Raw genomic sequence first — 13,387 nt, 5'->3', positions numbered from 1 at the left:
CAGGTACGTCAATGACGCATATCTCTACCAGTGCAGTGCAATTCGTACTCGGTCGTAGTCGAGAGGCCATCCGCATCTGTAAAGACAACCTGCGACCGAGTCGTTCCAGCTTCCACGTTCGAAGCCCCACAGCTTGCCATGGTTACAAATGGCGACTCCGTTTCGGCTAGCGTTTGCGTACCGCCGCTACACGTCCATCCTTCCGGGCAGGAGAGCACAGAGCTCTCACGACTTACAGGAAATCTGGGATATCCACTGAAATGCGCCTCGACAGGCACGGACTCGCCTGGCTTTGCCTCCACGTTCGGATGATCAACGATCTCAAACTTCTGAAGTGGCTTCTGCGCAAGGAACAGACGATATCCTTTCTCAAAGCCCCGCATGGCTGCCTTCTGAAATGCGGGGTCCTGCAACGCTGCGGCATCCAAGGGGTTAGTGTGAAATCCAACTTCCGCGATCACGCTGATCATTTTTGCTTCGCGATTCTCGGCGTAGTTCCCTTCGTGTGGCGCACTGGCAACCGGATAGTCCTCGTATCCAGGCACCGAATGGATACTTTCAGCCATATAGAAGAGCGAACTGCGAGCAAGCTCGCTATCGGGCACACGGCCGGTTTGATAGTACACGCGAGCTCCGCGAATCGAGGTGTTGGACTCGGCGTTCGTATGCACGTGGAGGATGGCGTCAACGCCCAGGTGATTAGCGAAAAAAGGACGGCTGTAGATGTCGTCGTCCCGCTCGACCAACGGATAGTCCTGTGTGCCTTTGCTATTCCAGACATCCGTCAAAGCCGGGTAAAGTTCCTTCAGGTGATATCGCGCACTGACCTTCCACCAAGGACTTCCGCTTTCCGCATGCGTAACGAGAGCTTGTGATCTCACAAGGACCGACTCGACCTCGCTTCGATCATTGAGATAGGTGGCAAGATCTGCGGACATGACCGGCGTAATGAAATCTTCAGTCATGCCATTCGCTGGCTCTCGCGCCGCCCTCCAGTCCTTATACCCGCGGTGAAAATAGATTCCATGACCAGCAGAAACGAGCACGCTGTTGGTGTGGGGTCGAAGCTGGCCTGATCGCGGCTCTTGCCTCCATTGAGAGGGAGCAGGACGCCAATCTTCGGGGAAGTAGTAGTAAATATCCCTTCCGCCGAAAAGGAACTCGACCTTATACACAGGGAAGATCGCTTCCATGTGGAAAGTAAGCGGCGTCTCGATCTCACGCAAACGATCCTCGAGTTCCCCCCCGTTGATCTTCGGAACGTATCCTTTACCCAAGTCGACGATAAGCGACTTTCCATCCTCGCTGAAGCGCACCACTGGGCTCGAAATGATGCCTTGCCCATCCATCCGCTCCTGATTCGAGACGATGTCCTGTGCCATGCCAGTGAGCACTTCCTCGATTTCATCACGCTGGGCCAGCGTCAATGAGAATCGTGCAGGCAATTCGCTTGAGACGGCATTTGTGGTCGGAACGGCAAACACCATTGGTGCAGCGGCCATGTTGGCGACGATGCTTGCGGTCATTGCGATTATCGCAAACGTGCTGGGTCGGCTAGGCCGCCCAAATCGATCGATCATTCACTTTCTCCTTGATATGACGCTCCGCGGCCATCTGTCGATGACCGTGCCGCTAATGAGGCGATGGCGCGGTCGCACTTGCCGTAGGAATCGTCGGCGGGCGCAAGACTAGTGACGGAGCGGCGGGACTCGTGACAAGCCGACACGAAAACAGTACGCGTTAACGGCAACTGCAATGAGTGCAATGACTTGCGTTGCGCATCAATCCAATTCGGCGGCTCACGAGTGATATGCGCATCGGATGGACGAATGCAGCAAAGCAAGAAAAACCTCACCTCAAGGAACTAGTCGGATGTCGGGATCGTTCACAACGGCCGGCGATGTAAGTTGCTCCGCTCGCCAATAACCCGCGGCACGGTCCGAAGGGGAGTCGTCGGGTACCGTTCTCAGAGCGATTCCGCAGGTAGGCGTAGGCCGAACGAGGACTTAGCGAAGAGAACGGTACCCGACGACTCCCCCGCCTCGAAGCGCAAAGCCACCACGATGGCGAAGCCGAGAACCACGCGCGGTTGACACCAAGCCACCACCGGGCGAGGATCGACCCATGAACCGTCCGTCCCACCTCATTACGCTGATTAGCATCGCCATCGCATCGATGGTGGGTTGAATCACGCGCGCAAGGTGACCGACAACCCGCCCCCAGAGGCGGGTTTTTCATAGCCGCCTCCGGCCCCCAGCTCGACCGGAGACACGTTTCGATGCAAGCCCCAACCCCAGACGCCGCCGACTACCTCCGTCGCATCCTCAACGCACGTGTCTACGACGTCGCGCGGCGTACCGAACTGCAGCACGCCACCGTGCTCTCCGAGCAGCTGGGCCACGACATCCTGCTCAAGCGGGAAGACACCCAGCCGGTCTCGTCGTTCAAGCTGCGCGGAGCGTACAACCGCATCAGCGGCCTTCCCGCCGATGTACTGGCGAGGGGAATCATCACCGCCTCGGCGGGTAACCACGCGCAAGGCGTCGCCTGGTCGGCGGCGCAACTCGGCGCGCCCGCGGTCATCGTCGTGCCGCAGACCGCTCCACGCGTCAAGGTGGACGCCACGCGCCGCTTCGGTGGGCCGACGGTCGAAGTCGTGGAGGCCGGCGAGTCGTACAACGAAGCATTCGCGCACGCATTGGCGCTCCAGCGCGAACGGGGCATGACCTTCATCCCCGCCTTCGACGATCCGGACGTGATCGCGGGGCAAGGCACCGTGGCCATGGAGATCCTCGGGCAGCACCAGGGCCACATCGACGCCATCTTCGTGCCCATCGGCGGCGGCAGCCTCGCTGCCGGCGTCGCGACCTACGTGAAGATGGTACGTCCGGATATCCGGGTCATCGGCGTGCAGACCCACGATTCCTGCGCGATGGCGCGATCGATCGAAGCGGGCCATCGCGTCGAACTGCCGGAGGTCGGGCTCTTTTCCGATGGAACGGCCGTGAAACTCGTCGGCGAGGAGACGTTCCGCTTGTGCAGGGATTACCTGGACGAGGTGATCCTCGTCGATACCGACGAAGTCTGCCTGGCCATCAAGGACATCTACAAGGACACCCGGCGTTTCGTCGAGCCGGCGGGCGCACTGGCCGTGGCGGGAGCGCGCCGCCACGCATCGCAAGCCGGGGCGCGGCGGCTCACGCTGGTGGCGATCACCTCGGGTGCCAACCTCAACATCGATCGCATCCGCTTCATCGCCGAACGCGCCGCCGTGGGCGAATCGCGCGAGGCGATCTTCGCCGTCAGCATCCCCGAGGAGCGCGGCAGTTTCCTGCACTTCTGCGAGCTGGTGGGCGAGCGCAACGTCACCGAGTTCAACTATCGCCTGGGAACGGACGACAAGGCGCGGATCTTCGTGGGCTTGCAGATCGACGACAGGGCCGAAGAGGCGCCCTTGGCCGCGACCTTCGAGGCCGCCGGTTTTTCCGTCGTCAACCTGGGCGGCGACGAACTCGCGACCCAGCATATCCGGCACATGGTCGGCGGCCGCTCGACGGATGCGCAAGGCGAGCGGCTATTCCGCTTCGAGTTCCCCGAGCGTCCCGGCGCGTTGATGCGCTTTCTCCGCTCGATGTCGCCGGAGTGGAACATCAGCCTGTTCCATTACCGGAACCAGGGCGCCGATTACAGTTCCACCCTGGTCGGTATCCAGGCTGGCGCGGACGATGCCGCGCTGACCCGGTTCCTCGACCGGCTCGGCTACCCCTATCGCGAGGAAACCGCCAACCCGGCCTATCGCCTGTTTCTTCGTTGAACGCCGGTCAGAGCACGTAGACGAAGAGGAACAGCGCCAGCCAGACCACGTCGACGAAATGCCAGTACCACGCGACCGCCTCGAAACCGAAGTGGTCGTCCTTGGAGAAGTGGCCTTTCGCGCAACGCACCCAGATGATCGCCAGCATGATCGTGCCCAGTGTCACGTGCATGCCGTGGAACCCGGTGAGCATGAAGAACGTGGCGCCGTAGACACCGCTGCCGAGGGTGAGGTTGAAGTGCTCGTAGGCTTCCGCGTACTCGTGGGCCTGGAACCAGAGGAACAGGCAGCCCAGCAGCACGGTGGCGCCGAGGCCGATCAGCAGCGCCTTGCGATGGCCCGCCTTCAGCGCGTGGTGCGCGATGGTGATGGTCACGCCGGACGACAGAAGGATCAGCGTATTGAGCAGGGGCAGGCCCCAGGCCGGGATGGTCTGGAACGAGCCGCCGATCTTCTCCGGACCGCCGCCACCGCTGGCGCCCCACGCGGCTTCATAGCCCTGCCAGACGAACTGGTGGGTGAGCACGCCGTGGCCTTCGCCGCCCAGCCAGGGCACCGCGAAAAGGCGCGCGTAGAACAGTGCGCCGAAGAAGGCGCCGAAGAACATCACTTCGGAGAAGATGAACCACATCATGCCCATGCGGAACGAGCGGTCCACCTGGCCGTTGTAGTTGCCGGCCAGCGATTCGTTGATCACCGAACGGAACCAGCCGAAGAACATGCCCAGGATCATGGCGATGCCGACCCAGAACAGCGGCTTGCCGAAGCTGCCCTCGCCGGGTTGCGCGTTCAGCCAGTGCGCGGCACCGAACACGGTGACGAACATGGAAACCGCTGCCACGATCGGCCAGTAGCTCTTGCTCGGTACGAAATAGACGTCTTGTTGCTGGTGACCCATGGTGGTTTCCCGTGGATATCGCTTGTTTTAACCGGTCAGACCTTCAGCATCTGCACGATCGAGAGCAGGAACACCGCCACCGCGAAACCGCCTGCGATGAGTGCCGTGCGGCGGGCGCGCTTGCGGCGCGCTTCCATCTCGATGTCCGTGATGTCCTGCATCGATCAGTGTTCCGTGTTGCCGTGGGCGAGCTCGTCGTCATGGATGACCGGCGGCACGTCGAAGGTGTGGAACGGCGCCGGCGACGGCACGGTCCACTCCAGGCCCTTGGCGCCTTCCCACGAGCGGTCGGCGGCCTTCTTCTTGGAGAAGAACACGCAGTGGATGACCACGCCCAGGAAGATCAGCTGCGAGGCGCCGAACCAGAAGCCGCCGATCGAGCTGATCATGTTGAAGTTGGCGAAGGCCACGTTGTAGTCGGGAATGCGGCGGGGCATGCCGGCGAGGCCGAGGAAGTGCTGCGGGAAGAACAGCACGTTGACCGAGATCACGCTGGACCAGAAATGGATCTTGCCCCAGGTCTCGCTGTACATGTTGCCCGACCACTTCGGAATCCAGTAATAGGCGGCGGCCATGATCGAGAAGGCGGCGCCGGTCACCAGCACGTAGTGGAAGTGGGCCACGACGAAGTAGGTGTCGTGGTACTGGAAGTCGGCCGGGGCCAGGGCGAGCATCAGCCCCGAGAACCCACCGATGGTGAACAGGATCACGAAGGCGATCGAGAACAGCATCGGCGTCTCGAAGGTCATCGAACCGCCCCACATCGTGGAGACCCAGTTGAAGACCTTCACGCCCGTCGGCACCGCGATCAGCATCGTCGCGTACATGAAGAAGATCTCCGCGCCCATCGGCAGGCCCACGGCGAACATGTGGTGCGCCCAGACGATGAACGAGAGGAAGGCGATGGAGGCGATGGCGAACACCATCGCGCGATAGCCGAAGATCGGCTTGCGGGCGAAGGTGGGGATGATCTCCGAGATGATCCCGAACGCGGGCAGGATCATGATGTAGACCTCGGGATGCCCGAAGAACCAGAAGATGTGCTGGAACAGCACCGGGTCGCCGCCGCCGGCGGCATTGAAGAAATTGGTATGGAAATACTTGTCGGTCAGCAGCATGGTGACCGCGCCGGCGAGCACCGGCATCACCGCGATCAGCAGGAACGCGGTGATGAGCCAGCTCCACACGAACACGGGCATCTTCAGCAGGTCCATGCCCGGGGCGCGCATGTTGAGGATGGTCGCGATGATGTTGATCGCACCCATGATCGAGCTGATGCCCATGAGGTGGACGGCGAAGATCGTGTACGCGATGGACTCACCCTGCAACGACAGCGGCGGGTACATCGTCCAGCCACCGGCGGGACCGCCGCCCGGCATGAACAGCGTCGACAGCAACAGGATGAACGCGAACGGCATGATCCAGAAGGACAGGTTGTTCATGCGCGGCAGCGCCATGTCGGGCGCGCCGACCATGAGCGGGATCATCCAGTTCGCCAGTCCGACGAACGATGGCATGATCGCGCCGAAGATCATCACCAGCGCGTGCATCGTCGTCATTTCGTTGAAGAAATACGGCTGCACGAGCTGCATGCCCGGCTTGAACAGTTCCGCGCGGATGACCATCGCGAAAGCGCCGCCGATGAAGAACATCGTCAGCGAGAAGATCAGGTACAGCGTACCGATGTCCTTGTGGTTCGTGGACATCACCCATCGCTGGAAGAACCCTTTCGGGGCTCCATGGTGATCGTGGTGGTCGTGGGTGGCTGCGTGCGCCATGGCCTTGCACCTCTACCTTGAAACGTAAGCGGGTTAACCCTGGGGGGCCGGGGCGGGAGCGTTCTGGGCGGTCTGCGCGGCCTTGCGTACCTTGGCCTCGTCTTCCTGCGTCGCCAGCCACTGTTCGAATTCGGCCTTGGGTACGGCCTTGACCACGATCGGCATGAAGCCGTGGTCCTGGCCGCAAAGTTCGGCGCACTGGCCACGGTAGACACCGGGCTCCTTGATCTTGGTCCAGGCCGCGTTGGCGATGCCCGGGATCGCGTCCATCTTCCAGCCCAGCGCCGGCACCCACCAGGAGTGGATGACGTCGCCGCCGACGATGATGAAGCGGATCTTGGTGCCGACCGGGACCACGAGGGGCTTGTCCACGTCCAGCAGGTAGGTCTGGTAGCCGTCGACCTGGATCTTGTCCGGATCGAGGTTGGACTTGAGCTGGCGGGTACGGTCGGAGGTCTCTTCCAGCTTCGACATGAAGCCGACCTGGTCGACGCCCTTGCCCTTGTAGTCCACGTAGTCGTAGCGCCACTTCCACTGGTAACCGGTGACCTTGATGGTCATCTCGGAGTTCGTGGTGTCGGCGAACGAGGTGAGGCCACCGGTGGCCAGGTGGGCCAGGAAGATCAGGATGATGACCGGGACGACGGTCCATACCACTTCGAGCTTGGTGCTGTGCGACCACTTCTCGGCCACGGCGCCGCGCGACTTACGGAAGCGGAACATGGCCACGAACATGGCGCCGAAGACGACGATGCCGATGACCACGCAGACCCACAGGGCCACCATGTGCATGGCGTAGGGCGACCACTCCGCCGCGCCCTTGGTCATGTTCAGCTGGTTCGGTTCCGGGTTGGCCCAGGCCGTCCCTCCGAACAGCGCGAAGGCGCCCGCCGCCCACGCCGATACCGATCGTCCGATGCCGCCAGATGTCATGTCTTGCACCTTTGTTGAACCTACCTGCGCCTCTGGCCGGAAACTTCGGACAGCAGCACCATGAGTTTCCTTGACGCCTCGACCCTTTCCTCTTCCCCAAGGAAGGCGCCGATTTCCAGCTCGTTGCCGTGCGACGTGAGCAACAGACGCTTTCGCCCGTCCCCCGGTGCCAGCCCTACCTTCAACCAGTACGTCTGGAACCGGACCGTCCGGTGTCCCGGCACGGCACGAACCTCCAGCGTATCCGGCCCTATCGCGATACGTTCACCCCTGCCGCCGGCCCGCCAGGCCGCGCCAAGCGCGAACCCCACGACGAAGGCCTCCACCAGGGCGAACACGGGAGCGAACACATTCCCCTGCCACGCACCGAGCGACGCCGTCGCCAGGGCCAACAACGCCAGGCCGATGATGAGTCGACGCAGACCGCGCTTGTCCAACGCACGGTTGGGCCTGAGCCACAACACGCGCGGCTGACCCGCGACGGTCGGTCGAAGCACGATCATGGGGACCCGGCGTGCCTGGAACGTTGGGATGATAGGGCTGTATGGATGCCCCGGACAAGTTGCCGCATCTTGAAGGGTGCGCCGGCAGCCGAACAAACGGCCCGCGGAAGGCGGCGGAAGCGCGGTGGGAAGCGCGCTGGCGCGCGATCGGGCTCTCGGCAAGACTTGATTCGCGCGCCAGCGCGCTTCCCACCTTGGTTTGCCTATCTTGGTTTGCCCACCATGGCTTGCTCGCCTGACACTCTTCAGGCTCGCTTTCGCAATAACCCACGAAAGGCCGTGCTCGCCTACAATGGGCGGTCTCCCCCGCCCTCATTGCCCCCAGTGAATCCCACCATCCTTCGTTCCGAACTCCCGACCGGCGCCGAGCCGGCGCGTGCGCGCATCACGGCCGCCTGGCTGCGCGACGAAACCGAGGCCGTCAACGACCTGCTGGCCCAGGCCACCCTGCCCCCGACCGAGCGCGAGCACGTGATCGACGTCGCCGCGGGCCTGGTCACGCGCGTCCGCGCGCGGGCCAAGGACCAGAGCGCGGTCGAGTCCTTCATGCGCCAGTACGACCTTTCCTCCGAGGAAGGCGTGCTGCTGATGTGTGTCGCCGAGGCGCTGCTGCGCATCCCCGACAAGGCCACGGCCGACAAGCTCATCCGCGACAAGCTGGGCGAGGCGGACTGGAAGAAGCACCTGGGCCGCAGCGAGTCGCTGTTCGTCAACGCCTCCACCTGGGGCCTGATGCTCACCGGCCATCTGGTGAACCTCGCCGAGGAAACCCGCCACGACTTCAGCTCCGCCCTGCGCCGCCTCGTCGGCCGCGCGGGCGAGCCGGTGGTGCGCCTCGCGGTACGGCAGGCCATGCGGATCATGGGCCACCAGTTCGTGATGGGGCGCACCATCAAGGAAGCGCTCGACCGCTCCGCCGAGAAGGACCACGCGGTCTACCGCTATTCGTACGACATGCTCGGCGAATCCGCGCTCACCCAGGCCACCGCGGAGCGCTACCAGCAGGATTACCGCGACGCGATCAACGCGCTCGGCGCGCGCGGCCCGTTCCCGAACAACCTGGAAGCCCCCTCGATCTCGGTGAAGCTCTCGGCGCTGCACCCGCGCTACGAGGTGGCCAACCGCGCCCGCGCCCGCGCCGAACTGGGCGCGAAGCTGCTCGAACTCTCGCAGCTCGCCTTCAAGAACGGCATCGCGCTATCGGTGGACGCCGAGGAAACCGATCGCCTCGAGCTCTCGCTCGACATCATCGGCGATGTCTTCGAGCATCCATCGCTGGAAGGCTGGAATGGCCTGGGCATCGTCATCCAGGCCTACCAGAAGCGCGCGCCGTTCGTGATCGACTGGGTCACCGAGAAGGCCCGCGCCACCGGCCGCCGCTGGTTCGTGCGCCTGGTGAAAGGCGCCTACTGGGACGCGGAGATCAAGCGCGCCCAGGAGAACGGCCTCTCCGGGTACCCGGTCTACACGCGCAAGCCGAACACCGACGTCTCCTACCTCGCCTGTGCGCGGCGCCTGTTCGCGGCCGGTGGCGACGCCGTGTACCCGCAGTTCGCCACGCACAACGCGCATACCATCGCCGCGATCCACCACATCGCCCAGGGCCGTCCGTACGAGAACCAGCGCCTGCACGGCATGGGCGCGGATCTGTATGCCGAAGTGATCGGCAAGGACAAGCTCAACGTGCCCTGCCGCGTCTACGCGCCGGTCGGCAGCCACGAGGACCTGCTTCCCTACCTGGTCCGCCGGCTGCTCGAGAACGGCGCCAATACCAGCTTCGTCAATCGCGTGGTCGACGAGAGCGTGCCGGTGCGCGACCTTGTCGCCGATCCGTGCGAAACGGTGCGCGCCTTCGCCTCCATTCCCCACCCCCGCATCCCCTTGCCGGTCAATCTCTACGGTGAACTTCGGAAGAACTCCATGGGCATGAACTTCGCTAACGACAACGAGCTCAACGAACTCGCCGACGCCGTCAACAAGCACAGCGGCCCCTGGACCGCGGCACCGCTGGTCGCCGGCGCCGGCACCGCTGGCGCGAAGGTCGAAGTCACCGACCCGTCGGACCGCCGCCGCATCATCGGCACCGTCGAAAGCGCCGATCCGGCCCTGGTCGACCAGGCCCTGGCCGCCGCCGTGAAGGCGCAGCCGGGCTGGGACCGCCTTCCGGCCGCGAGCCGCGCCGCCATCCTCGAGCACGCCGCCGAACAGCTGGAACACCACCGCGCCGAGTTCATCGCGCTGTGCGTGCGCGAGGCGGGCAAGAGCCTGCCGGACGCCATCGCCGAGATCCGCGAGGCGGCCGACTTCCTGCGCTACTACGCCACGATGGCGCGCCGCCTGTTCAGCCAGCCCGAGCAACTGCCGGGCCCGACCGGCGAGAGCAACCAGTTGTTCCTCAACGGCCGCGGCGTGTTCGTCTGCATCAGCCCGTGGAACTTCCCGCTGGCGATCTTCCTCGGCCAGGTGGCCGCCGCGCTCGCCGCGGGCAACGCGGTGATCGCCAAGCCGGCCGAGCAGACCTCGCTGGTCGGCTACGCGGCGGTGAAGCTCCTGCACGCGGCGGGCGTTCCCGCCGATGTCCTGCAGTATCTGCCGGGCGACGGCGCCACCGTCGGTGCCGCGCTCACCCGCGACCCGCGCGTGGCCGGCGTGGCCTTCACCGGCTCGACCGAAACCGCCTGGGCGATCAACCGCGCGCTGGCCGCGCGTAACGCGCCGATCGCGGCCCTGGTCGCCGAGACCGGCGGCCAGAACGCCATGATCGCCGATTCCTCGGCCCTGCCCGAACAGATCGTCAAGGACGTGATCGCCTCGGCCTTCCAGTCCGCCGGACAGCGCTGCTCCGCCGCGCGCGTGTTGTTCGTGCAGGAAGACATCGCCGACAAGGTGATCGCGATGCTCGCCGGCGCGATGGCCGAACTGAAGGTCGGCGACCCGGGCCTGTTGTCGACGGACGTGGGTCCTGTGATCGACGAAGACGCTCGCCAGATCCTCGTCGACCACGCCGCACGCATGGATCGCGAAGCGAAGAAGATCGCCGAGGTGGCCGTGCCGGAATCCGCCGCCCATGGCACGTATTTCGCCCCGCGCGCGTATGAGATTCCTTCGCTGGCCACGCTCACCCGCGAGATCTTCGGCCCGGTGCTGCACGTGATCCGCTGGAAGGGTTCGGAACTGGACAAGGTCGTCGAGCAGATCAACGGCACGGGCTTCGGTCTCACGCTGGGCATCCACAGCCGCATCGACGACACGATCGAGTACATCCAGAGCCGCGCCCGCGTAGGCAACTGCTACGTCAACCGCAACCAGATCGGCGCCGTGGTCGGCGTGCAGCCGTTCGGCGGCGAGGGCCTCTCGGGCACCGGCCCGAAGGCGGGTGGGCCGCACTACCTGCTGCGCTTCGCCGGCGAGCGCACGCTCACCATCAACACCACCGCCGCGGGCGGCAACGCCTCGTTGCTCACGATCGGCGAGTAACACCGACAGTCGAGCTACCAGAACCGCGCCCGTGAGGGCGCGGTTTTTTTATGGGCGCTTTTTTTTGCGCATTCGACGTCCTTCTGCCCGACTAGAATGCCAAGCGGCCGTCGTGGCCGCGATGGATTCCAGGGAGGAATCATGCGCAACCGTATTAGAGTCGCCCTGCTGGCGGCCCTCATCGTTCCTGGCGCGGCCACCGCGCAAACCGTGATCGAACCCTTCGACCATCTCCCGGCCCAGACGATCGAGTCAGGCCGCCCGCTCGTCCTCGAGCACTTCGACATCGATATCCCCAGTTCCGCCGCGGCGGCCATTCGACCAGCGACGCTCGACGACGACATCGCTTCCGGCATGACCCTCGGGATACCCGAAGGCCATTCGCTCGCCACGATGTTTCTCTACTTCAAGCGACCATGGCACCGCGTGGATGTCACCCTGGTCGTTCCGCCTTCCGATCGGCCGATCCAGTCCGTCGCGATGCTTTACGGCGATGCGGAACACCCCTATGCCATGACGATCTGGCATAGCGCGGCCGGGCATCGCGTTCGCCTTTCCCTGAGCCAGCCAGACGGGACTCCGTTCACATCGATGCTCCTGCATCTACAGCGCGGTGCCTACGTCGACAACGTCGAACTGCGCTGACGGGCCGCCCCGCATCGCTAAGCCGTTTCGGCAAGGCGATGGCGAAGATCGTGTCCGGCAACAGACCCGGCCTTCGCCACGTTCCGAAGCGAACGCATCGCCGATGGTACGATCACGGCCACTCATCACGAGCATCCAGGGAAAGGAATCCTCATGGACCATCGGACATGGAACGCCATCCGCATCCTCGTCATCGCGTTTGCCTTCCTGGGCGCGGGAACGGCCTGCACGCAAGGCGGCGCCAGACAGGTCGAGGCCGAGCGTCCCGCTACCAGCGACTGCCCACCTCCGTACATCTTGAATGGCGTGTGGAGCCTCGATGAGTACGGGCCGGTGCTGGCGATCACGCCGACAGATTGCGGGCGCAAGGTCGTCGGTGCCGAGGTCGATGCGTTGATCCTGGAGGCCATCGAGAAATTCGGCAACAACCCACGCCTTACCGCGAACCTCTTCGGATCGATGAACCAGCTGGCGTGCCATGTGAAACTCTTTCCCGACAAGCCGACATGGAACCTCGAGCCTGATCGTCCGTACGTCGGGCTGGAGAATACCGAAGCCGCCGAATGCAATCCCTCGGTCGCCGTTCCCGATCAGCCGTACTATTGATCGGCGCTCCGGTACGCCTACGCCATAAGGCGTATTGCGACGTGCGTGAGCGACTTGCTTAGCTAGCGGTCCACCAGGGAGGGTTGCGACATGACGTTGCCACTACGGGTCACGCCCGTACCACCGAAGGATCTGAGGAAAGCGTTGCCGGGAGTCCCGGCCGGCCGAACGGAACGAAGCGGGAAGGCGCACTCATGGGACGATCCGCGCCTGCGTTCACTGCTCGAGGGCCATGGAGGCGTGCTTGGTCCTTGCGCGATCGATCAGCACTTCGGCGACGAGCACCTCGGCCTCGTCAGGTCGGGAGAAATGCTCGCGCTACCCGCGCTCGTGGTCGTCGCGGGTGAAGCCGATGCGATCATCGAACAGTCCGACGACGGCAATGTATTGACTGGCCGGCGCAGTTCCTCGAACGACTGCCGCCTGATCTTCCGGCATGCGTACGGGCGCGTGCGCTGCACATTGCGTACCGTGGGCAATACGGGGGATGTGCATATCGGGCTACTGGAACATCGCCGCTTCGACGAGGTGCAGGCCATCAACCTGCTGCGCCCGAGGGGCAGCCGTGGCGACACCCGCGGCAGCCTGTGGACAACGATCGAATACCGTGCCGACCCCCTGTGCGAGTTGCAAGGCATCGCGTGGCGTGGCGGTCTCATCCAGATCGCGTGCATCTCGTTGTCGCCCTGAGCAGCGCAAAGCGCAATCCCAACTTGCGTTCGCTCCCTTGTCA

General features: G+C 64.0%; 11 protein-coding genes. 5 read left to right on the top strand and 6 right to left on the bottom strand.

What is annotated here, in order from left to right; all coding sequences use genetic code 11:
• Positions 1-8: 8 nt before the first annotated feature.
• Positions 9-1,580, bottom strand: coding sequence for an N-acetylmuramoyl-L-alanine amidase (locus AB6730_RS04445; protein WP_371022450.1), 1,572 nt, complete (start codon positions 1,578-1,580; stop codon positions 9-11).
• 698 nt (positions 1,581-2,278) lie between these two features.
• On the opposite strand from AB6730_RS04445, the gene ilvA reads away from it, so the two are divergent.
• Positions 2,279-3,814, top strand: a complete 1,536-nt coding sequence (gene ilvA, locus AB6730_RS04440; protein ID WP_371022449.1) for a threonine ammonia-lyase, biosynthetic — start codon at positions 2,279-2,281, stop codon at positions 3,812-3,814.
• Between the two features lie 7 nt (positions 3,815-3,821).
• Here ilvA and AB6730_RS04435 read toward each other — a convergent pair whose 3' ends face one another.
• The 5 genes from AB6730_RS04435 to AB6730_RS04415 are packed head-to-tail and all read right to left on the bottom strand — an operon-like array spanning position 3,822 to position 7,926.
• Positions 3,822-4,712, bottom strand: a complete 891-nt coding sequence (locus AB6730_RS04435; protein ID WP_371022448.1) for a cytochrome c oxidase subunit 3 — start codon at positions 4,710-4,712, stop codon at positions 3,822-3,824.
• A 35-nt stretch (positions 4,713-4,747) separates the two neighbouring features.
• Complete coding sequence (locus AB6730_RS04430; RefSeq protein ID WP_371022447.1) at positions 4,748-4,873, bottom strand: hypothetical protein; 126 nt, start codon at positions 4,871-4,873, stop codon at positions 4,748-4,750.
• Positions 4,874-4,876: 3 nt separating this feature from the next.
• The gene (ctaD, locus tag AB6730_RS04425; RefSeq protein ID WP_306849197.1) at positions 4,877-6,490 is read right to left on the bottom strand and encodes a cytochrome c oxidase subunit I; all 1,614 of its coding nucleotides are present in this window, start codon (positions 6,488-6,490) and stop codon (positions 4,877-4,879) included.
• 33 nt (positions 6,491-6,523) lie between these two features.
• Positions 6,524-7,423, bottom strand: a complete 900-nt coding sequence (coxB, locus tag AB6730_RS04420) for a cytochrome c oxidase subunit II (protein WP_371022446.1) — start codon at positions 7,421-7,423, stop codon at positions 6,524-6,526.
• A gap of 20 nt (positions 7,424-7,443) precedes the next feature.
• A complete protein-coding gene (locus tag AB6730_RS04415) occupies positions 7,444-7,926 on the bottom strand; it encodes a DUF2244 domain-containing protein (protein WP_371022445.1) in 483 nt (160 codons plus the stop codon).
• Positions 7,927-8,148: 222 nt separating this feature from the next.
• Between AB6730_RS04415 and putA the strand changes: the two genes are divergently transcribed.
• The 4 genes from putA (at position 8,149) to AB6730_RS04395 (ending at position 13,344) form a co-directional block, all read left to right on the top strand.
• Positions 8,149-11,403: a bifunctional proline dehydrogenase/L-glutamate gamma-semialdehyde dehydrogenase PutA gene (gene putA / locus AB6730_RS04410; RefSeq protein WP_371022444.1), complete on the top strand. Its 3,255-nt coding sequence runs from the start codon at positions 8,149-8,151 to the stop codon at positions 11,401-11,403.
• Positions 11,404-11,544: 141 nt separating this feature from the next.
• A complete protein-coding gene (locus AB6730_RS04405; protein ID WP_371022443.1) occupies positions 11,545-12,048 on the top strand; it encodes a hypothetical protein in 504 nt (167 codons plus the stop codon).
• A 153-nt stretch (positions 12,049-12,201) separates the two neighbouring features.
• Positions 12,202-12,654, top strand: a complete 453-nt coding sequence (locus tag AB6730_RS04400) for a DUF2599 domain-containing protein (RefSeq protein ID WP_371022442.1) — start codon at positions 12,202-12,204, stop codon at positions 12,652-12,654.
• Positions 12,655-12,963: 309 nt separating this feature from the next.
• A complete protein-coding gene (locus AB6730_RS04395) occupies positions 12,964-13,344 on the top strand; it encodes a hypothetical protein (RefSeq protein ID WP_371022441.1) in 381 nt (126 codons plus the stop codon).
• Positions 13,345-13,387 lie beyond the last annotated feature (43 nt).

The organism is Luteibacter sp. RCC_6_2 (genome assembly GCF_041360655.1).
Lineage (GTDB): Bacteria > Pseudomonadota > Gammaproteobacteria > Xanthomonadales > Rhodanobacteraceae > Luteibacter.
The sequence above is the reverse complement of the archived record's forward strand: the minus strand, read 5'-3'. Positions and strand labels throughout refer to the sequence as shown.